Source organism: Corynebacterium nasorum, assembly GCF_032821635.1.
GTDB lineage: Bacteria > Actinomycetota > Actinomycetes > Mycobacteriales > Mycobacteriaceae > Corynebacterium > Corynebacterium kefirresidentii.
Window position 1 is genome coordinate 26,546 of sequence record NZ_JAVBIE010000016.1, and the last position, 21,773, is coordinate 48,318.

Genomic DNA, 21,773 nt, shown 5'->3' on the forward strand with positions numbered 1-21,773 from the left:
ATTCGCTGGTTATTACCACCGCAAGGTGTTGTCAATACGCTAAACTTACATTCGTGATTGATCTCAAGCTACTCCGCGAAAACCCTGACGTTGTCCGTGCTTCCCAGGTGAATCGAGGTGAGGATCCCTCCCTCGTAGACCAGCTCTTGGAAGCTGATGAGCAGCGCCGTGCTGCTATTCAAAAGGCCGACGAACTGCGCTCCGAGCAGAAGGCTTTTGGCAAGAAGATCGGCCAGGCCTCCCCGGAAGAGCGCCCGGCTTTGCTAGAGGGCTCCAATGAGCTGAAGGCCAAGGTCAAGGAAGCGGAAGAGGCACAGTCTGCCGCTGAGGCCAAGGTGGAAGAGCTGCAGTACAAGCTGGATAACGTGGTTGAAGGCGCCCCAGCCGGCGGCGAAGATGACTTCGTGGTGATGGAAGAGGTCGGCCAGATTCCTGAGTTCGACTTCGAACCGAAAGATCACCTTGAGCTGGGCGAGTCCCTGGGCCTTATCGATGTCAAGCGTGGCGCTAAGGTAGGTGGAGCTCGCTTCTACTACCTCACTGGTGACGGTGCCTTCCTCCAGTTGGGAATGCTTATGCTTGCAGCACAGAAGGCGCGCGAAGCTGGTTTCAAGCTAATGATTCCGCCAGTTCTAGTTCGCCCAGACATTATGTCCGGCACCGGGTTCCTGGGACAGCACTCCGATGAGGTGTACTACCTCCCAGCCGATGATATGTACCTAGTCGGTACCTCTGAGGTGGCCCTTGCCGGCTACCACAAGGATGAGATTATCGACCTTTCTAACGGTCCGCTGCAGTACGCTGGCTGGTCCTCCTGCTTCCGCCGCGAGGCCGGCTCCCACGGTAAGGACACTCGCGGCATCCTGCGCGTCCACCAATTCGACAAGCTGGAGATGTTCGTTTACTGCAAGCCTGAAGATGCGGAGGAAATGCACCAGCGCCTTCTATCCATGGAAAAGGACATGCTTGAAGCCATGGAGCTGCCCTACCGCACCATCGACATTGCCGGTGGCGATCTCGGTTCTTCGGCGGCCCGCAAGTTCGACAATGAGGCTTGGGTTCCTACCCAAGGCACCTACCGCGAGCTGACTTCCACCTCGAACTGCACCACCTTCCAGGCTCGCCGCCTGTCCACCCGTTACCGTGACGAGAATGGCAAGACCCAGACCGCAGCTACCTTGAACGGCACCCTGGCGACTACTCGCTGGCTAGTTGCTATCTTGGAAAACCACCAGCAGGCCGACGGCTCTGTCGTTGTCCCTGAGGCCCTGCGCCCCTTCGTGGGCAAGGATGTCCTCACCCCGCAGTAAGTCCGCCGTCGTCCTGGAGAGTTATGAACGCTGCGACGAATTTCCTGTATCGCCAGATCACTCACATTGGTAGGGGGGTGACTCTGGCGCAGGGATTAAAAATGCGCCTTTCGGGTGAAGAAAATATCCCCGATGAAGGCGGCGCGGTGTTGGTCTGTAACCACACCGGCTACATGGACTTCCTCTTCGGGGCCTTTTTGGCTTACCGCAAAAAGCGCCTCGTGCGCTTCTTGGCAAAGGCTGGCATCTTTAAAGCCCCACTAGCGGGTCCCTTGCTCAAGGCCATGCACCATGTGCCAGTTGATCGCATCGATGGCAATGCCTCAATGCGGCAGGCGGTTCGGCTCGCTAAAGAGGGCGAACTTGTCGGGGTGTTTTCTGAAGGCACGATTTCCCGCAGCTTCGAAATCCGCAGCATGAAAAGTGGTGCCTCCCGTATCGCCTATGAGGCTGGGGTGCCGGTAATCCCGCAGGTCATCTTCGGCTCCCAGCGCCTGTGGACCAAGGGGCATAAAAAGAATCTGGGACGGCCGAAGACTCCAGTCTTTATCACTGCCCTAGAACCGTACTATCCCACTGGTGATGCGGAAGCCGATACCGCGGAGATTAGGCGCCGAATGCAAGAGGCTTTGGAAGGGCTATGGGAACAGTACGAAGCTGAATTTGGCCCCATGCCAGCGGGCGATTATTGGGTGCCCGCCCGCAAGGGCGGCGGCGCTCCCACCCTCGAAGAAGCGGAGGAGCGGGATGCTGAAGTAGAAACTGAGCGCCACCGCGTACGCCGGCTACGTGATGATCTGGTGGGGCTTAAAGAACGCGTATCCGTCACCACGGTTGACCTAGTGCGCAACCGCATGGCCGCCGCCAAGGGGGATGAAGAGGATGCGCCCAAGACTAAGGCGCGCACCGCCCCAGAGACTTTGGATTGGATCAAAGCCAATCTGAACGCCGTGGTGGAAGAGGCAACACGTGGTTTGGATGAAGGCCGCGATAAGGTCGCGGATGTTATGGCGCAACTGAAATCTGATGTGGCGCAAACCCAGGCTTCCATTACCGCCAGCAGCAAAGAGATTTGGGCCGGTTCTAAAGCTGAGCAGGGCCTTTTGGCAGCAGCTACCCAATCCCGGCTTATCGTCTCGCGCCTGCCGCACCGCATGAAGGCTCAATTCTCCTCCATCCCGCGTGTGGTGGTAGCGCACAGTAGTGCGCTGAATTGGGAGGATGGGGCACTGACCCCGCGGTTGCGCAAGGCTTTTGCGGATATCTACCCGGCGGCCGAAGTTCTCATAGTGGTATCGCCCGCGGGCGATGTGGATGTCCCGCAAGCCGTGTGGACCATTGTCATTGATGAGGATGTTGCACAGCCACGCCTCGATGCTGCAGCAATGTCCGTTACTGCCGCCAGTGCGGCACAAGGCGTGGAGCGCATCCTAGAGGATCTGCAGGATGAGCCGGAAGAGACTCTAGTCTTTGCAAATGAGCCGGGGGATGAGGACTTCCTTGAGTGGATGCCGGTGGTGGCTTTGGAAACTGCCCCGATAGAGGTGGTTAAGGGTGCTCAAGCGGTAACCTACTCGGCAGAAAAGGCCGGAATGTCAGAGGTACTCGAGGCGATGGCACGTTTAGCGAAGAAATAGCGACAGTTTTTCGTCCGCTTTACACCCCCGCGAGGGGGTGGTTTTCTTTTTGGAAGTCTAAGTATTTTAAGGAAACTGACTGCTTACGGGCCTGAAACTTACGTGTGAGTAACCACATGTGTAACTCAAGTCGGTGACCCCTAACATATATTTTAGGAGATGAAGTCTCTGTAGCCCCGGTGCGATACTTTCCACCGAACCCATAATTACCTGCTTTTAGCTGTGCTTATGCCATCTCATTCACGGACCAATGGCCCAGGCACATGCAAGCACCAAGGAAGGAGATGCGGTCAGTAATGATCCAGCAAAGCAATCAATCCTTTAACCCTGAATACTTTGAAAATCTATGGAACGGGTACGCAGATGAGGACTACGACGTAGTCATTATTGGTGGCGGTTCCGTAGGCGCCGGTGCGGCAGCGGATGCCGCCACCCGCGGTCTGAAGACCGCCGTCATTGAGGCACGCGACTTCGCCGCAGGTACCTCTTCCCGCTCCTCCAAGATGTTCCACGGTGGCCTGCGCTACCTGGCAATGTTTGACTTCCGCCTCGTGGCAGAGTCCCTCAAGGAGCGCGAGCTCAACATGTCTACCCTGGCACCTCACCTGGTGAAGCCGTTGAAGTTCATCTTCCCGCTGACCCACCATGTATGGGAGCGCGTCATGATGTTCGGTGGATTTACGCTCTATGACCTCATGGGCGGATCGAAGAGCGTGCCAATGCAGAAGCACTTGACCCGTAAGGGCGTGCTGAAGGTGACCCCGGGCCTGAAGGATGATGCCATTGTGGGCGGCGTGCGCTACTACGACACCCTCGTGGATGACGCCCGCCATACCATGACCGTGCTGCGTACCGCCGCCGAGTATGGTGCCGATGTACGTACCAATACCGAGGTCATTGGCTTTGACAAGGACCGCGGCGGCCGCATCGTAGGCGCGAAGGTTCGCGATACCGCCACCGGCCGCGAGACCACCGTGCGCGGCAAGGTCTTTATCAATGCCACCGGTGTGTGGAATGACAAGATTCAAGAGATGGCCGGCGTGGAGGGCAAGTTCACCGTGCACGCCTCGAAGGGCGTGCACATCGTCGTACCGAAGGATGCGCTCGATGCAGAGGCAGCCCTGTGCTTCGTCACCGAAAAGTCCGTCCTCTTCGTTATCCCGTGGGGCGAGTACTGGATTATCGGTACCACCGATACCGATTGGGAAAAGGGTCTCTCCTTGCCAGATCCGGCACCAACCAAGTCCGATATTGACTACATTCTGGACCAGGTAAACCAGCGCGTACGCCGCCAGATCACCCGCGATGACATCGTGGGTGTCTACTCCGGCCTGCGCCCGCTGCTGTCCGGCAAGTCCGATTCCACCACCAACCTTTCCCGCAACCACGCCGTCGCACGCGTGGCCCCAGGCATGGTCTCTGTCGCCGGCGGTAAGTACACCACGTACCGCGTCATCGGTAAGGATGCCGTGGACCTGGCGGTGAAGGAACTGGGTACCAAGGTCCCAGAGTCCATCACCGAGCAAACCCCGATCCTGGGTGCCGCTGGCTACCATGCTCTAGCTAACCAAGTCCCATCTCTGGCCCGTCGCTACAACCTGAGCGAGAAGTTCATTGAGCACCTGCTCGGCCGCTATGGCTCTTTGCTGGGCGAGGTCCTAGCGCCAGCTACTGAGGACGCCTCCCTGCTCGAGCCAGTGCCAGGTGCAGAGTCCTACCTGTGGGCCGAGGTCCGCTACGCCGTCACCCACGAGGGTGCATTGCACTTGGAGGACATCCTGTCCCGCCGTCTGCGTATCGCCATCGAGTTTGGTGACCGCGGCGTAAATGCCGCCCCGGCCGTTGCTGATTTTGTAGCACCGCTGCTGGGCTGGAGCGACGCCGACAAGGAGCGCGAGGTATCCCAATTCAAGGCCCACACCCAGGCCGAACTTGAAGCAGAAGCTGCGGTAACTGACCGTGAGGCCAATGACATTTTGGTACGCGCAGGATCCGCCCGACCCACCCAAAACGAGGTATAAGTTATGACCGGATTTGATGCATTCCTGTGGGAGTTTATCGGCACTGCGTTGCTGCTCCTTCTAGGAAACGGCGTATGTGCGCTGGTAAACCTGCGCACCTCTGGCGCGCGCGGCTCCGATTGGGTCGTTATCGCCCTGGGTTGGGGTATGGGTGTCTTCGTCGGTGCCAGTGTGGCCGATCCCACGGGCGGGCACCTTAACCCCGCCGTCACCGTAATGTTGGCCGTCAATGGCTCGCTCGAGTGGTCTCTGGTGCCGTACTACTTCCTGGGCCAGATCCTCGGCGCTATCCTCGGTGCCATCCTGGCATGGGCTGCCTTCAAGCAGCTTTTCGACGCCAATAATTACGACGACGCCGGAAACGTCACCGGCGCCAATAAGGACACGAACGGTATCTTCTTTACCAAGCCGGCACATCCTAAGAACGGCTGGAATGCGGTGACGGAGTTCATCGCCACCTGCGTGCTGTTGATGTTCATTGCCTTCGGCCCCACCGGCGGCGAGCTTGGCCCAATGAGCTACTTTGCCGTTGCTTTCGTTGTGGTGGCGATCGGCCTGTCCCTGGGTACCCCTACGGGTTATGCCATCAATCCGGTCCGTGATCTGGGCCCGCGAATTGCTTATGCATTCATCTTGCCCATCCAAGACAAAGGCAGCGCGAACTGGGGCTATGCTTGGGTCCCCATCGTGGCCCCATTGGTCGCGGCCGTAGCCGTTGGCCTGTTGTCCGTTGCGCTCTAATTCCATCTTCGTATAGGAGACTAGACACATGACTAACAAGAAATACGTCGCCGCTATCGACCAGGGAACCACGTCGACGCGCTGCATCATCTTTGACCACAACGGCGAGCAGGCTGCCGTTGGTCAGCTCGAGCACGAGCAGATCTTCCCGGAAAAAGGCTGGGTAGAACACGATCCGGAAGAAATCTGGAGCAATACCCGTCGCGCCGTCGGTGAGGCTCTTGCCAATGGCGATATCACCGTGGAAGACATTGACTCGGTAGGTATCACCAACCAGCGAGAGACCACCGTGGTGTGGGATAAGCACACCGGCAAGCCGGTCTACAACGCTATTGTCTGGCAAGATACCCGCACCACCTCCATCTGTAAGGAGCTCTCGGGAGAGGAAGGCCCGGAAAAGTGGCGCCGCCGCACCGGTCTTTTCATCAACTCCTACCCGGCCGGTCCGAAGGTGAAGTGGATCCTCGATAACGTCGAGGGCGCACGCGAGCGCGCCGAGTCCGGTGATCTGCTCTTCGGCACCATTGATAGCTGGCTGTTGTGGAACCTCACCGGCGGTGCCGAGGGCGATGCCGGCCGTGAGGCTCTGCATGCTACCGACGTCACCAATGCCTCCCGCACCCTGCTCATGGACATCGAAAAGCTGGAGTGGGATGAGGAACTGTGCAAGGAGATGGGCATCCCCATGTCCATGCTGCCGGAGATTCGCCCATCCCTCGGTGATTTCCGTACCGTGCGTGAGCGCGGTTCGCTTTCCGGTGTGCCTATCCGCGCCATCCTGGGTGACCAGCAGTCTGCGATGTTTGGCCAAGGCTGCTTCCGTGCCGGCTCCGCAAAGAATACATACGGAACCGGATTGTTCCTCCTGCTGAACACGGGTACCACCCCGAAGTTCTCTGAGAATGGCCTGCTGACCACCGTGTGCTTCCAGCGTGAGGGCGAGCGCCCCGTCTACGCTCTGGAAGGCTCCGTGTCCATGGGCGGTTCCCTAGTGCAGTGGCTGCGCGATAACCTGCAGATCATCCCGAATGCTGCCTCCATCGAGAACCTAGCTCGCGAGGTTAAAGACAACGGCGGCGTCTACATTGTGCCTGCCTTCTCTGGCCTCTTCGCCCCGTATTGGCGCGCGGATGCTCGTGGCGTCATCGTGGGTCTGACCCGCTTTGCCAACCGCAAGCACTTGGCCCGCGCCGTGCTCGAGTCCACCGCCTACCAGACCCGCGACGTGGCTGATGCGATGGTGGCGGACTCCGGCGTGGAGATCACCGAGCTGCGCGTGGATGGTGGCATGACCATGAATGAACTGCTGATGCAGTTCCAAGCGGACATGCTCGGCGTGGAGGTACACCGTCCGAAGAATATCGAGACCACCGCGACCGGCGCGGCCTTCGCGGCAGGTTTGGACCATGGCTTCTGGGATGACCTGAGCGTTTTGGGTAGCCAGACAGGAGACATGAAGGTGTTTAAGCCGAAGCGCGAGAAGGAAGAGGTAGAGGCTCTCTACCGCGACTGGAAGCGCGCTATTAAGCGTTCCTTGGACTGGGAGGATGATAAGGAAGAGGATCTGGACTTCTAAGTCCTGAAGTAAACTCGCGGGTATGGAGAATTTCCCTGCCCGCGCTCCTCGCCTCATCGCGAGCGATATTGATGGCACCCTGCTGGACCGCAACCACCGTGTCCCGCGTCGCAACCGTGACGCCGTGGCGCGGGCGGTCCAACAGGGTGCCTATTTTGCGCTTTCCACTGGCCGGCCGTTCCGGTGGATAGCTCCCGTGTTGGAGCAGCTTCCCGTCCGCCCGGTGTGTGTGACTTCGAATGGGGCGGTGCTCTATGATTCCGCGGAGGACCGCGTGATGTCCGCCCACGAGCTTTCACCCGCAGCGTTGGCAGAAGTGGTGGATGTGGCCCAGACGGTGTTGGGCACCGTGGGCTTCGGCGCGGAGCGGGCAGGGGGCTCGCTTGCCGACGCCGTCGAGGACCTCTTCGTAGTCGAGCGGCACTACTCCGAAAACGCCCTCTTTGAGGGCTTCGGGGTGGTCAGCATGGGCGAGCTTGTGGGGCAGCCGGCGGTGAAGTTTCTTATCCGCAATACCGATTATTCCGCGCCGGAACTCTACGACCTTATTTCCCCGCACATTGATCCAGAATTGGCCCATGTGACCTACTCGATTAATGAAGGCATGTTGGAAGTTGCCGCACCGAAGGTTACCAAGCGTCGCGGCGTGGAATGGCTCGCAGATCATGCAGGCGTGGATCAGGCCGGGGTCATCGCCTTTGGGGATATGCCCAACGATATAGAAATGCTGCAGTGGGCAGGCTGTGGTGTGGCTATGGAAAACGCCCACCCGGAGGTTAAGGCGGCCGCGGATACGGTCACCGTGGCTAACCACCAGGCGGGCGTCGCAAAGGTGCTAGAGCGCTGGTTCTAGTCGGTGAAGATGTCTACCTTTTCCGTTTCGGTGTTGTAGACAATCTCGCCACCCTGGAACTTCACACGGATTTCCTTGCCATTCTTTTCCTCGTTGGAGGTAGGCAGGCCGAGCTTGGAGGCATTATCGCCCTCGGACCACTTCTTGGCAATCTCACCCGTCAACGCCTTGGTGCCGGATTCCTTGGAGGAGAGCACCACGCCATTTTGGAAGAGCTGGTAGAGGATCTTGCCGCCGTCGGTAGTATCCGGGCCGCCGACTGCCAGGCCTAGGACCGGACCGAAAGCGTTGAGGACGGAGGTCCAGGATTCCTTCAATCCCTCGTTGTTGGAGACCTGGACAACCTTATTGACAATCTCCGGGATATCGCCGGTGGTCAGGTTGCCCGCCACCTTCTGATCGGTATCAGGCTTCTGCAGGCGCTCATTGGCGATGAGCACGCCGAAGACGGCGGCAGCGATGCCGGCAAGGGCGGAGATAGTGGAGACCGGTACCTCGACCTCGCCAAGCGAGGACATGATTTCTCCGCCCACCTGTTGCGGGGTCTTGGGGGTATTTGGTTGCGGGGTCTTGGGGGTATTTGGCTGTGGAGACTCTTGCCAGTTCAGGTCCGTGCTGTTCTTGCCGGACTTGATGGCATCCGCCTTGCGCTTGGTATTCTTTCGAATCTCGTCCCAGTGGCGCGTGGTGTACTGGCCCGGGCAAGCCGTGTAGTGGAAATCGTTGTGGCCCGCGAAGGCCGGCACGGTGGCCGTGGTTCCTGCAGGGAACTTGGAGCCGTTGAATCCGCCGGAGTACAAGCTGGCCTTGCCCATTGGATCGATGCCAGAAATAGCGGCTTTCCAGCCGGCAATCTCCGCCACGGAGTTGAGCATCTCGCGGGAAGGCTCGGTTTCCTCGTAGTTGCCAATCATGGAAATGCCCCAGTTATTAGAGTTGAAGCCACCCACGTGGGCACCCTGTACGGCCTTGTCCAAGCCGCCGTAGCGGCCTTCGTAGATGGTGCCGAATTTATCCACCAGCACGTTATAGCCGATATCGCACCAACCCAGGGTCTGCGCATGGTAGTCGTAGGCACCGCGTACCTGTGCCGCTGCCTGTGCGCGGGTGTAGTTATTGGTACCCGCGGTGTGGTGCAGGGTCATGGCCTTGAGGTCATTGTCGTAGGTTGGCTCCTGGCAGCGCTTAGATTCGTCTGCTCCCCAGCCGGCGCGGGTGACTACCTTAGGCATGCCCGCGGTTTCTGCGGTGGGCTCGATGGCTTCGCCTTCTTGGGCGTTGCCGTCGATAAACACGGCGTCGAGATCCGCTACCTGGGTGCGCTCATCGGCCACGGGGGAGATATCGCCGACGTTGTACGCAAGCGGCGCGGGGCGGTTGGCATCAGCGCCCTTGGCGGCCTTGTCCAGGAGGGAGTCTTCCTTCTTGTCGAGGTTGGAACCGGTCACGAGGTCAACGTTGGCCATGGAAACCTGCACATCGTTGGTATCGCCCACGAAGATGAGTTCGGTGCCGTTCTTGCCCTCGGTGTAATTCATTGCATCCATGGGCAGCCACTCGCTCCAGGAACCGTCCTGCTGCTTGGAGCGGACGAAGGAGTTGATATCTCGCTTGCCCTCCCAGGTGACGGCGAACATGTTGAAGGTTTCGTCGCGGTGGAACTGCTTGACCGCGCGGCGGCTTTCGCCGTCGCCCTGAGCGGCTACGGCTGGGTCATCGACGACGATGGATTCGCCGTCACTGAAGCTAGAGGAGGAATTTTTGACCTCAATGGGACCGCCGTTGGCGGAGTCTTGGGTCTTGAGAACTTGCTGTCCGCCGAATGCGGCCGTCACGGCGAGTGCGATGGAGGTGACCGCCGCGATGACGGGGGTGGACCATTTTGACCTGGTGGGTACTAGTCGACGTCGTTGTTGCACTGTTATCTCCCTAGGGTTGTGCAGCTGTAAAAACGGTTGCCAAAAGTTAAGAGTTGATAGTGATGGTACGTTTGTGGCTTCTGTGAAATCTGTTGCGACACGCCGATGCGCCGTGTCAGCTGCCGTAGTGCAATAAAGTGGAGGCCATGACTTCTTATGACCTCATCGTTGTTGGCTCTGGATTTTTTGGTCTAACGGTTGCCGAGCGCGCCGCTAGCCAGCTGGATAAGAAGGTGCTCATTGTGGAGCGCCGCAATCACCTCGGCGGCAATGCCTACTCCGAGGCCGAACCCACCACCGGAATCGAGGTGCACAAGTACGGCGCGCACCTCTTCCACACCTCTAATAAGCGCGTGTGGGATTACTGCAATAAGTTCACCGATTTCACCGACTACCAGCACCGCGTCTTTGCCATGCACGATGGCACCGCCTACCAATTCCCGATGGGTCTGGGTCTTATCAACCAGTTCTTCGGCCGCTACTACTCCCCAGATGAGGCCCGCCAGCTCATCAAAGATCAGGCCGGCGAATTCTCCCCGGAAGAAGCGCAAAACCTGGAGGAGAAGGCCATCTCGCTCATCGGCCGCCCGCTATATGAGGCCTTTATCCGCGATTACACCGCGAAGCAGTGGCAGACCGACCCGAAGGAGCTGCCGGCCGCGAATATCACTCGCTTGCCGGTGCGCTATACCTTCAACAATCGCTACTTCAACGACACCTATGAGGGCCTGCCGGTCGACGGCTACGCGGCATGGCTAGAAAACATGGCTGACCACGACAATATTGAGGTCCGCCTGGATACCGATTGGTTCGAGGTGCGCGATGAGTTGCGTGCCGAGTCCCCAGATGCGCCCGTGGTCTACACCGGCCCATTGGATCGCTACTTTGATTTTGCCGAGGGCGAGCTGGGGTGGCGCACCCTCGACTTTGACTTGGAGGTGCTGGATACCGGCGACTTCCAAGGCACCCCGGTGATGAACTACAACGATGCGGACGTGGACTACACCCGCATCCATGAGTTCCGCCACTTCCACCCGGAGCGTAAGGATAAGTACCCGAAGGATAAGACGGTCATCATGAAGGAGTATTCGCGCTTTGCCGATAAGGGCGATGAGCCGTACTACCCAATCAATACCCCAGAGGATCGCACCAAGCTGGAGGCCTACCGTAAGCTCGCCGCCCAGGAGTCGAAGGATAATAAAGTTCTCTTCGGTGGCCGCCTGGGTACCTACCAGTACCTGGATATGCACATGGCTATCGGTTCAGCGCTGTCCATGTTTGATAATAAGCTCGCGCCCTTCTGGAACGAAGGCAAGGCTATAGAGCAGGAGCGTGGCCACTAAGCGCTATGCTTGATCACCTCTGAAGAAAGGAGGTGACGGCATGGCTGACCGCCGCATGTGGAAAATGTCGCCGGAACGGCTGCAGGAGCACCTGAAATTGCGTAGCCGCGCAGCGCGCATTCCCGATAAAAAGAAGGAACAGTCCAAGAAGGCCTGCCGGAACTCCCGGCGGGCCTTTCCGCTTTCTTGGTGCAGAAAACTATTGGGTTATTCCCAACCGTTTGACTTAACCCATCGTTAACTATTAAAGTTAACGCCAGGTTAACAGTTAGCAAACGGGACAATAATCCGAGAAAGGGGATAACAATGAACCAGTTTGAAACCCTGCGCCAAGATCTGCACGAGAACTACGGCCACGAGTACACGGCCGCGGAAATCGATGCCAAGCTCGATGAGGTTATTGCCAAGCACACCAAAAAGGCGGAGCTCGATGAATTCGTGCCGCTTTTGGTGGAGCGTGAGGTGCGCGACTACTTCGGTGCTCACCGCCTGCACGTTCGCTTTGCAGCCGGTACTAATAATGCGCTGGCCCAAGCCGCGGCGGAACTGACCCGCAAGCACGCCGGCGAAGCCCTCTTTGTAGATACCGCCGTTGCTCACCCAGAAAACGAAGCGGAAGGCCACCTTGCCCACGTCATGAACGAGCGCGGCATGGGCGAGGCCCCGAATAAGTACCTCGATGAGGTGCGCACGGTAGCGATGCCGGATTACATCGTGTTCTTGGGCCGCGAGGTAGAACGCGATGAGGCAGGCAAGGACATCAAAATTTGGGATATTCCTGCCGCGGATACCGTGGAGGAGGCGCGCGAATTGGCTGATGACCTCGAAGCCCGCGTACTCTACATGCTCAATAAGCTGGGCATTGATCCGGTAGCCGAACCGGTCAACGCCTAGAAGCGATATGGGTCGGGCAGCTGGGAGGAGACGTTATTATTGGCCACCCAGAAGCCCGCAAACCTATAGGGCATGTAATGCGTGCCCATGCCGGGGCGCCATTCCGGCGTGCCCAAAAGCGGGGGAGTTTTACGGTCGCGCTGCGGATATAGCCTTTCTGGCAGCGCGCCCACCATGGGGTGGTAATCCTCGAGGACGCGAGCGAAGGCGGAGTCGAAGTCTTCCCGCGACAAATCCTGGGACAGCTCATTAATGCGCTGCGTTATCTGGCGCAAGCTGGCGTTGTCGGGCTGGCGAGAGAGGGCCGCTTGGGCGTCGCCAAGCAGCCATTGCACCTCGCCCGCGCGCACTGCAGTATCGCCGGCGCAGAAATTTTCCAAGGAATCTATCTGCGCTGCGGCCGTATTGATTTGCTTGAGCGCTTTGTATGCCTCCTTAATGGAGACAGCGTGCAGGGAATAGTCTTGGATGTTCTCCAGCGCCTTGAGCGTCGGTCGCGCATCAGTGTACTGATTGACCAGAGAGCGCCACTGTACCTTCAGGTAGTCGCCCGCCAAGGGGGAATGCAGGGCGTCAATCCGTGCCTCCGTGCGCTTGATGAGTTCCTCAGCCCCGTCGCGAGCGCCCTTAATATAATCGAAGCGCTTGCGCACGCGGGCGCGGCGGATGAACAAGTAGGTAATGAGGCCGGCCGCGCCCAGAACCACGAGCACCATAGTGGCTGCGATGAACACGGACCACGTGGGCACATCCTGCGTATATTGCCGGCGCACGGTGGTATCCGCGGCGGCGCGCGTCGCCAGGATCATGCCGACGGTATAGTCATCGTCCGCCAGCGCCGGCCGCATCTGGTCCAAGATGCCATCCACGCGGCCCTCGTCATAAATCTTGATGTCCTGGCACACCTCTGTGCCGCAGTGCACAGCCATACTATTGGGCTCAAAACCTACCGCGATGACGAGCACATTTTTCTGTAACCCACTTCCGCTAATGAAATGTGGATGCTCGCGGGCCAAGTCATGGGACAGAGTCCGGGAAAATTCTTCGCCCGAGTTCGGATACGTAGCGTAGACGACCTCGTGCACGGAATCCGGAAAATGTATGGACTGCGCTTGCGATTTGATGGCATCTTCGTCCGAATTGCTGAGGATTTGGGCGTGGTCCAGAAACTCCACCGCGGGCTTTTCCTCTGCGATAGCGGCGGGCGCGCTGGCTACAGCGAGAAGACCTACTGCTGCCGCGCAAGGAACCCATCTCATGATGTTCCATCTTACGGGCTCCGCGTGTAAACCGTAGTACTTATGCAAAAGCAACTACGCTAAATCGCTGACTACTGTTTATACCGTTTGGAGAATCGAAGCTATCGTGACTGCCAACAACACTCAGGCCCATGAGCCCCTGCAGCGCATCCTGCTGCCTAAGCGCGGCGAGCCCTTTGATGTGCGGATGCTCTACCTCATCGAGGCCGAGCAAAACCGCGAACGCCTCAGCTGGTTTAACCGCACCTCCGTCACCATTCCGGCCGGCGAGGAAGCATCTTTTGAAACATACTTCAACGCCTTCCCAGCCTCCTACTGGCGCCGCTGGTCCCAGCTGCGCTCCGTGATCCTCAGCCTGGACATTGAGGGGCAGGCAAATATTTCCCTCTACCGCTCCAAGCAGGATGGCCAGCGCATTTCCGTGGCCAACCACCTGGTAGGCACCGGCCACCATGAGTTCGAGCTGCCACTCAAAAACTTCGAGGACGGCGGCTGGCTGTGGTTCGATATCACCGCCGAGCAGGACACCACGCTTGCCGACGCCGCCTGGTGCTCCCCCCACGCCCCCGGCCCGCAGGTGCTGCCGGACGGCTCCGAGCAGCCGGCCCAAGACAAGCGCGTGGCGGTAGGCATTCCCACTTTCAACCGCCCGACCGATGCCGTAGCAGCCCTTAAGGCATTGGCCGAGGACCCAGTAGTCGATGAAATCATCGACTTCGTCCTCATGCCGGACCAAGGAAACCAGCACCCTGCCGATGAGCCAGGCTATGACGAGGCAGTCGCTCACTTTGGCGAGCGCTTCCGCGAGTTCCGCCAGGGCAACCTAGGCGGCTCCGGTGGCTACTCCCGCATTATGTACGAGGCGCTGGAAAATACCGATTCGCCCTTCATCCTTTATATGGACGATGACATCGCCATCGAACCGGACTCCGTGCTGCGTGCGGTTCAGGCGGCCCGTTACGCCGCCAAGCCCATTATCGTCGGTGGCCAGATGCTCAACCTGCAGGAGCGCTCCCAGCTGCGCACTACCGGCGAGCAGGTTAACCGTGCCGATTTCATGTGGGGCGCGGCGCCGCACGCCGTCTACGATCACGACTTTGCCAAGTACCCGCTGCGCGCCATCGGCACCCGCGAGACTCACCTGGATCCCAAGAAGTACGATTCCCGCGCGCTGCACCGCCGCGTTGACGTGGAATACAACGGCTGGTGGATGTGCCTCTTCCCGCGCATCGTGGCCGAAACCAACGGCCAGCCGTTGCCACTGTTTATCAAGTGGGACGATACCGAGTACTCCCTGCGGGCAGCGCGCAACGGATTCCCCACGGTGACCTGGCCGGGTGCCGCCATCTGGCACATGGCCTGGGCTGATAAGGACGATGCCATTGACTGGCAGGCCTACTTCCACCTACGCAACCGCCTCATCGTGGCCGCGATGTACCACGAGGGACCGGCCAAGGGCATTACCAAGTCCATCTTTAAGTCCACCCTCAAGCACACCATGTGCATGGAATACTCCACCATGGCCATCCAGATTGAAGCTATGCGCGACTTCCTAGCGGGGCCGGACCATCTCTTTGACATCCTGGAGTCCTCGCTGCCGCGCATCGCGGAAATCCGCAAGAACTATTCCGATGCTGTTATTTTGGAATCCGCAGATGAGCTGCCCTCTCCCACCGGCGCGCCGGGTGTGCCTACGCGCAATATCGGCGGCCGCCTAGCCAAGATTAAGAAGATCCCGTGGGCCATCAAGGGCCTCAAGCACCTCGTGAGCAAGGAAGACGCTGCGCACCACGAGGCGCCTCAGCTTAACCTCACTCCGGACGAGGCCCGGTGGTTTACCCTTTCCCGCGTGGACTCTGCCACCGTCTCTACCGCAGGTGGCACCGGTGTGGCCTTCCGTAAGCGCGACCGCGACTTGGCCAAAGACCTCGTATCGCAGACCCGCGAGCTACTGAAGGAGATCGAGGAAAACTTCGATGACCTGCGCGCTGAATACCGTGCGGCGCAGCCGGAACTGACCTCGCGCGAGTCCTGGAAGAAGGTCTTTGATGCCCAATAAACTTTCCGTAGCAGAATCGCGCGTCCTCGAATCCATCCAGGGTGCGGCCTTTGACGTGCCCGGCGTGCTTCCTACCGCCCGCGGGCTGAGCCACTGGGGCGAGCATGCCCTGGGCTGGATGGGCAGCGCTGCGGTAGGGGCGGGCGTCGACAAGCGCCGCCGCGAGGGCTGGATCCGGGTGGGCGCTGCTGCTTTTCTCGCGCACGCCGCTAGCGTGGTGCTCAAGCGCATCGTGCGCCGCAAGCGCCCCGATTATCCGTACGTGCGCGTGGGGGTAAAGACTCCCTCCAAGCTATCTTTTCCCAGTTCGCACGCGACCTCGACTACTGCATTCCTGGTGGCGGCGAGCCGCCTTACCGGCTGCAAGGCGCCGCTTCTCGGCGTGCCAGTCATGATGGCATCGCGTATGGTCCTCGGAGTGCACTACCCAACAGATACGGCAGTGGGTGCGGCCATCGGCGCTGCTACCGCAGAGGTCGTGATGAAAGGAATGAAGCATGAGTGATGATGGAAACCAGCACTTTTTCCATTCGGAACCGCACACCTCTGGCGTAGATACCGGCCGCAAGCGCAAGCCGCCGAAGAATCTTGTCGATGGCATGATTAAGGCCCTGCGTCCCAAGCAGTGGGTCAAAAACGTCCTCGTGCTGGCGGCCCCCGCCGCGGCCGGCGCCGATGCCCTATTTCACGGCCGCGTGTTTGTCGATGTCCTCTTGGCCTTCGTCGTCTTCTGCCTCGGCGCTTCCTCCATCTACCTGATCAATGATGCGAAGGACTGGCGCGAGGATCAGGAGCATCCGACCAAACGCTTCCGCCCGATTGCCTCCGGCGTGCTGCCCATCAAGCTCGCCTATGTCATGGCCGTGGTGCTCATCTGCTTGTCCATCGGGCTATCCTTCCTTGCTACCGCTGGCCCGCAGCTGGCAATTGTGATGGCGATTTATATCGCGTTGCAATTGGGCTATTGCTTCGGTTGGAAGCACATGCCGGTGATTGATATCGCCCTGGTTTCCTCCGGCTTCATGCTGCGCACCATGGCCGGTGGCGTGGCTGCAGGCATCGAGCTTTCGCAGTGGTTCCTGCTGGTGGCGGCCTTTGGCTCGCTATTTATGGCCTCAGGCAAGCGCTACTCGGAGATCCTTCTTGTGGAGCAAACCGGCGCGAAAATCCGCAAGTCCCTGGAAGGTTATACGCCTACCTACCTGCGCTTCGTGTGGACGCTAGCCGCCACCGCGGTGGTTATCTGCTACACCCTCTGGGGCTTCGAGCTTGCTAACGATGCCCAGACCGGTGGCGTGTGGTACCAAGTCTCCATGGTGCCGTTTACCATCGCCATCTTGCGCTATGCGGCCGATGTGGACCGCGGCCAGGGTGGCGCTCCGGATGAGATTGCACTGGAGGACCGCACTTTGCAGGTTCTCGCTTTGGCTTGGCTCGCTTGCATCGCCATGGCGGTGTATATCATGCCGTTGTTCTAGACACAGCTGAATCGATATAGAAATTTTCCGCGGGGCTGATAAACTTTCTTCCCGTGCTTAACACCGACCACAAGAGTATCGCCCGCTGGAGTACCCCGGCGGTCGTTCTTGTGATCGGTGTTTTATCTTTGTGGGGCGGTTTTGCGCGCCGCTGGATTTCCGATGACGGACTCATTGTCCTGCGCACCGTGCGCAACCTCGAAGCCGGAAATGGGCCCGTGTTCAATATGGGCGAACGCGTAGAGGCCAATACCTCCACGCTGTGGCAGTACCTCATTTTCCTGGTGCGCTGGGTGACCCACGCAAACCTAGAAGGCATCGCCATTTACTTGGGGCTCATTCTGGCGGTCGCGGCAATGGTAGTCGGTACGGGCGCTGCGGCAAGCATGCGCACTGGCGCCGTTCTTCCGGCCGGCGCGCTAGTGTATCTGGCCCTGCCGCCGGCCCGAGACTTTTTTACCTCTGGCCTGGAATGGGGCTTGTGCATCTTCTATCTCGCTATGCTGTGGCGGCTTTTGCTGCGTTGGACGCGCCCGCGCCGCCACTCTGGGAGCAATAGCGATGCCTATTGGCTCGCCTTCTGGGCCGGATTGTCCTGGCTGGTGCGCCCAGAGCTCGCTTTATACGGCGGTCTGGTGGGAATCGTGCTTCTTGTATCCCACCGCTCGTGGAAGATTCTTGCCGCCGCGGTGCCGCTGCCGTTGGCCTATGAGATTTTCCGCATGGGCTACTACGGTCTACTAACCCCGCACACGGCCGTGGCTAAGTCTGCGGCTGGGGCCGAATGGGGCAAGGGGTTTACCTACCTGGCGGATTTTGTCGGCCCATACTGGCTCTTCCTGCCGCTTATCGTGCTCGCCGTGGCAGGTCTATGGAAGGCAAATCTGCGCCCCACCGCGGTGCGTTCTACTGCCACCGCTATTTATCTCTTTGAAGGCACTGCGCTCATTCACACGCTCTACGTGCTGCGCGTGGGAGGAGATTTCATGCACGGCCGCATGCTTTTGCTCCCACTTTTTGCGGCACTGCTTCCCATTTTTGTGGTCAGCGTTCGAGTATGGATAGCCTCCGTTTTCTGTGCGGTATGGGCGCTAGTTATCGTTCTGCGCGGACATCCGGTGGACCGCAGCATCTACGAGGGCGAGATCTCCATCGTGGATGAGCGCGATTTCTGGACCTACGCGACCCAGCGTGAGAATCCTCCCAGGCGAGCCGAAGAATTCCTCGGTGCCAAGTTTATGGAGGACTACCAGGAAGGTATCGACGAGCTGGAGGCCGGCGACGCCATGACCTTCCGCTATATCAAGGGTGAAGATAGGTTTTCGTGGATGGCCGCCCCCGCAGATCCCTCGCGCACCGACCCACCCACCGTTTACCTGCTCAATTTGGGCCTTTCTTCCATGAATGCACCGCTGGATATTCGCGTGCTGGACAATATTGGACTCAGCAATCCTTTGGCGGCGCGCCAGCCACGCATCGAGGGTGGGCGCATTGGGCACGACAAGAGCTTGGACATGTCATGGCAGGTGGCAGACTCTGCCGTCGATATTGACGACGTTCCGGCGTGGATTGATAAGTACGAGGTTGCCAAGGCTCGCGCCGCTCTTGACGACGCCGATTTTCAGAAACTCTTCGCTACCTACAGGGATCCTTTAACTTGGGACCGTTTCTGGAAAAATATTAAATTCTCCCTGACAGACGGGCGGACCCTAGCCTTCTCCTCGGATCCCTCGGACTACCTGCACTAATTCCTTCAAATGCAGACTTTAGGGCCAACCTAAGTTACACTAACCTGTGACATTGTTATCGATCCGTGACGTTAACGATATACAGGGTTCGGACGATAGAGCTTAGTGACAATCACCGAGTAGTTTGGAGGAGAAAGATGACTGCTTCCATCAAGGGTCGCGTCCTATCAGTCATCATGGCAGTTGCCGTAGCTTTGGGCCTAGCCGTCGTGGCGGGGTCCCAGCCGGCAGAAGCAGCCAACCGCGACTGGCTGCGCCGTGACGCCACTGGTACGTGCGAGTGGGACAAGGTTGCCTGGTGGGTCCAGCGCTGTGACGTTTGGTCCCAGGCCATGGGCCGCACCATCCCGGTACAGATCCAGCCCGCAAAGCGCGGCGGCAATGCTGCCCTCTATTTGCTTGATGGTCTCCGTGCCACCGATCGCACCAACGCGTGGGTAAACGACGTCAATGCTGCAAGGACCTACGAGCCGCACAACATTACCTTGGCTATGCCGGTTGGCGGTGCCGCTTCCTTCTATGCTGATTGGCAGGGGCCTGCGACCTACGATCTATCAAACCCCGTTAATTATAAATGGGAGACGTTTCTGACCAGCGAACTCCCAGGCTATCTGGAGCGAAACTTCGGCGTTGCACGTAACAATAACTCTATTGCGGGTTTGTCGATGGGCGCTGGTGCCGCGCTAACCCTGGCAGCGAAGCACCCGAATCAATTCCGGCAAGCGCTGTCTTTTTCCGGTTTCTTGACTACCACTGTTCCGGGGGCACAGACGTTCATGCGTCTGGCTATGTTGGATGCTGGTGGCTTCAATATCAATGCAATGTACGGATCGCTGTTTAATCCGAAGCGTTTCCAAAACGATCCGCTGTTGCTGATCCCTCAATTGCGTAACACTAATCTATATATTTCTTCGGCCTCTGGTATTCCTGGTCCTGGGGACAGCCATTATCTGCCAGAGCATCAAGCCGCTGGGGCAGCCTTAGAGGTCGGGTCTAACGTGACTACTCACGTGTGGGAAGGTGCTGCGCGGCTGCAAGGTCTAAATCCGACTGTAAGCTACCCAGCCCAAGGCCTGCACAACTGGGAACAATTTGGTTATCAGCTTAATCGCTCTAAACCTCAAGTTCTGAACGTGATGAACGCGTGGTAGCGCAGTAGTTCATTTACTAGAGTTGGTTGTTTGAACAGTGTCCTTATAACTAAAGGCCGACAGCTAGAGTTGAAGATCGCAGTACAATCATGGTCTCGCTATATTGAATTGGTATGAATCTGAATGGCCCTACGGGGGTCGCCTCTTGCCACATCTGATTGAGTGGACACGGGTATGGTTCTACGCGACTAGTCCGATTTTATTTGCGGTCATAGCCATCAAATTGATGGAGCAGTAATAGCACCACGAGTTCCGCCGTTTCGCCTTGTAGCGTGCGTACCAGATAAAAATTTCCTGTGGGATACGAGATGTTTTGAGGAGAACTTGGCTTAAGGGTCAAAATGTGTGTCTGGCTCGGCGTGTCGCTGGGATTGGATTTGGCCTTTTTGGATGCCGATTGAGTGGGTGTACTCGGTGTCGATACCGTTGTCGTAGAGGGCTGGTCGTCCTGTTTCGTGGTCGGCTTGGTTCTCGGTGTGGGTCAGGATGGATACTTTGGCGAGTTGGTCTTGGCCCCAGTGGGACTGCTTGGCGATGCGTAGTGGCTCGTCGGGCAGTTCTGCTTTTAGATAGAGCCACCACTCGAGCATTCGGCGTTGGCGTTCTCCGCGTCGTCCGCGGTTTGTTCTCGCTAGTAATTTCAACTGGGGGTTGATTCCGCCTTCGAGACTATTGGTGGTGGCTTATATTCGTGAGTATCAACGACTCCTTCAGGCGGGGTGAGGTAGACAAGCAGCAGGTCGCTACGCCAGGCTGTTGTAGGCCTTGCGCACGTTTGCATGGGCCAACGTATGCGTTCAATGGACTGTTTGGGGTCTTTGACGAGGGTCTTTTCCTCTAACCAGGTGCGGTAGACCGAGGCGAATCCATTCAGTTGTGCGCCCCATTGGCTGGCTTGGTCGATAGTGGTAATGCGTGTGAGTTTGGGTGCCAGTTGGTAGATGGGGCACCCAGCATCAGTACGTGGACGTGAGGTGGTATAGCGGCGTATCACACGCTGAGCATGCACCAGGCAGCGTTGGATGACAGTGGTAGGCCAGCACTGTTTGATGGCGCTAGCAGCTCCTTGCTCGCCGTCAATGACGGCGATTGAAGGCGCTGATATTCGTTCCAATAACTGTATGTAGGCATGGGTGGTTTCGCGCTTGGACCAGTGGCAGGCAATGACGTGGTCTAGGGTGCCGGCCACGATTAAGCATCTGCTGGCGGTGTAGGTGCCGTCGATAAAGACTTGGTCATAGATCCGCCCGGTATGACCGACGATGAGGTCGGGAACATCTACAAGCCAGCACCAGCTAAAGCGTCGTTTCGTTGTTGAAGCACTGACACCATTTTGTGTAGCCAAAGCTTCCAGTGAAGTTGTGGAGATGCAATGTTCGATGAACTGGCTCAATGCGGCAGCTTTGGTGACATCTGGTCGGCTTTTATTGACTGAAACTCCGCAGGCCTTACACCGCCTTCGGGTAGTTCCTTTGCATTTGGTATCGCCGCCGCAGTGGCAACGTGGTCGATCCTTTGGCATTGGGCCACCAGACCACCGCCTATTACCACGGGTTGGCTACCGCATCGTGGATTTCGCATCTGAAGCTCAGATATACGCCCGCGAAGCATATATCCTGCGAAACCCTACAGGTCAGAATCTAAAAATACCTGATCTTAGACAGGGCCTGACCCCCGGAAAGTGGACACGTCGGGGGTTAGCTATGCTGCTCTAGTCAGTGTAGCTGAATTCTCGGCTTCAAAGACGTCAGGAGCTGAAAGATTGCACCAGGAGTGCCGTCGGC

At 58.4% G+C, this 21,773-nt stretch carries 16 protein-coding genes and 1 pseudogene; 14 read left to right on the forward strand and 3 right to left on the reverse strand.

From position 1 onward, the window contains the following. Positions 1 to 53: 53 nt before the first annotated feature. The 6 genes from serS to RAE07_RS11170 all read left to right on the forward strand — a co-directional run bounded on the left by serS (position 54) and on the right by RAE07_RS11170 (position 8,138). Complete coding sequence (serS, locus tag RAE07_RS11145) at positions 54 to 1,310, forward strand: serine--tRNA ligase (protein WP_023020092.1); 1,257 nt, start codon at positions 54 to 56, stop codon at positions 1,308 to 1,310. A 101-nt stretch (positions 1,311 to 1,411) separates the two neighbouring features. Further along, a complete protein-coding gene (locus tag RAE07_RS11150) occupies positions 1,412 to 2,947 on the forward strand; it encodes a lysophospholipid acyltransferase family protein (RefSeq protein WP_317001821.1) in 1,536 nt (511 codons plus the stop codon). Between the two features lie 296 nt (positions 2,948 to 3,243). Continuing rightward, positions 3,244 to 4,968 carry a glycerol-3-phosphate dehydrogenase/oxidase gene (locus RAE07_RS11155; protein WP_034655573.1) on the forward strand — a complete coding sequence of 575 codons (1,725 nt, stop codon included), beginning with the start codon at positions 3,244 to 3,246 and terminating at the stop codon, positions 4,966 to 4,968. Positions 4,969 to 4,971: 3 nt separating this feature from the next. Further along, entirely contained in the window at positions 4,972 to 5,709 is a 738-nt protein-coding gene (locus tag RAE07_RS11160; protein WP_023020089.1) for an MIP/aquaporin family protein, read from the forward strand. Between the two features lie 28 nt (positions 5,710 to 5,737). Continuing rightward, on the forward strand, positions 5,738 to 7,285 hold the full coding sequence (glpK, locus tag RAE07_RS11165; RefSeq protein ID WP_317001822.1) for a glycerol kinase GlpK: 1,548 nt from the start codon (positions 5,738 to 5,740) through the stop codon (positions 7,283 to 7,285). A 22-nt stretch (positions 7,286 to 7,307) separates the two neighbouring features. Beyond that, a complete protein-coding gene (locus RAE07_RS11170) occupies positions 7,308 to 8,138 on the forward strand; it encodes an HAD family hydrolase (protein ID WP_317001823.1) in 831 nt (276 codons plus the stop codon). Here RAE07_RS11170 and RAE07_RS11175 read toward each other — a convergent pair. Further along, positions 8,135 to 10,057 (reverse strand): N-acetylmuramoyl-L-alanine amidase, encoded by a 1,923-nt coding sequence (locus tag RAE07_RS11175; RefSeq protein WP_317001824.1) that lies wholly within the window; start codon positions 10,055 to 10,057, stop codon positions 8,135 to 8,137. The genes RAE07_RS11170 and RAE07_RS11175 overlap by 4 nt on opposite strands. Positions 10,058 to 10,203: 146 nt before the next feature. Here RAE07_RS11175 and glf point away from each other — a divergent pair, with 146 nt between their 5' ends. From glf to RAE07_RS11190, 3 genes are all read left to right on the forward strand, one after another. Beyond that, positions 10,204 to 11,400, forward strand: a complete 1,197-nt coding sequence (glf, locus tag RAE07_RS11180; RefSeq protein ID WP_179387097.1) for a UDP-galactopyranose mutase — start codon at positions 10,204 to 10,206, stop codon at positions 11,398 to 11,400. 40 nt (positions 11,401 to 11,440) lie between these two features. Beyond that, positions 11,441 to 11,641: a DEAD/DEAH box helicase gene (locus tag RAE07_RS11185; RefSeq protein WP_317001825.1), complete on the forward strand. Its 201-nt coding sequence runs from the start codon at positions 11,441 to 11,443 to the stop codon at positions 11,639 to 11,641. Positions 11,642 to 11,706: 65 nt separating this feature from the next. Next, positions 11,707 to 12,294, forward strand: a complete 588-nt coding sequence (locus tag RAE07_RS11190) for a three-helix bundle dimerization domain-containing protein (protein ID WP_317001826.1) — start codon at positions 11,707 to 11,709, stop codon at positions 12,292 to 12,294. Here the strand turns inward: RAE07_RS11190 and RAE07_RS11195 are convergent. Next, on the reverse strand, positions 12,291 to 13,553 hold the full coding sequence (locus RAE07_RS11195; RefSeq protein ID WP_317001827.1) for a DUF5129 domain-containing protein: 1,263 nt from the start codon (positions 13,551 to 13,553) through the stop codon (positions 12,291 to 12,293). The two genes, RAE07_RS11190 and RAE07_RS11195, sit on opposite strands and share 4 nt — an antisense overlap. 106 nt (positions 13,554 to 13,659) lie before the next feature. On the opposite strand from RAE07_RS11195, the gene RAE07_RS11200 reads away from it, so the two are divergent. From RAE07_RS11200 to RAE07_RS11220, 5 genes are all read left to right on the forward strand, one after another. Beyond that, positions 13,660 to 15,612: a glycosyltransferase gene (locus RAE07_RS11200; RefSeq protein WP_317001828.1), complete on the forward strand. Its 1,953-nt coding sequence runs from the start codon at positions 13,660 to 13,662 to the stop codon at positions 15,610 to 15,612. After that, positions 15,602 to 16,117 carry a phosphatase PAP2 family protein gene (locus RAE07_RS11205; protein ID WP_023020080.1) on the forward strand — a complete coding sequence of 172 codons (516 nt, stop codon included), beginning with the start codon at positions 15,602 to 15,604 and terminating at the stop codon, positions 16,115 to 16,117. The genes RAE07_RS11200 and RAE07_RS11205 overlap by 11 nt, the downstream gene beginning before the upstream one ends. Further along, the gene (locus RAE07_RS11210; protein ID WP_317001829.1) at positions 16,110 to 17,090 is read left to right on the forward strand and encodes a decaprenyl-phosphate phosphoribosyltransferase; all 981 of its coding nucleotides are present in this window, start codon (positions 16,110 to 16,112) and stop codon (positions 17,088 to 17,090) included. Before RAE07_RS11205 ends, RAE07_RS11210 begins: the two co-directional genes overlap by 8 nt. Before the next feature lie 53 nt (positions 17,091 to 17,143). Continuing rightward, complete coding sequence (locus RAE07_RS11215; RefSeq protein WP_248099967.1) at positions 17,144 to 18,838, forward strand: arabinofuranosyltransferase AftB family protein; 1,695 nt, start codon at positions 17,144 to 17,146, stop codon at positions 18,836 to 18,838. A 137-nt stretch (positions 18,839 to 18,975) separates the two neighbouring features. Next, a complete protein-coding gene (locus RAE07_RS11220) occupies positions 18,976 to 19,989 on the forward strand; it encodes an alpha/beta hydrolase (RefSeq protein WP_023020077.1) in 1,014 nt (337 codons plus the stop codon). A 329-nt stretch (positions 19,990 to 20,318) separates the two neighbouring features. Here the strand turns inward: RAE07_RS11220 and RAE07_RS11225 are convergent. Beyond that, positions 20,319 to 21,511: pseudogene (locus RAE07_RS11225) on the reverse strand (IS1249 family transposase). Positions 21,512 to 21,773: the final 262 nt, after the last annotated feature.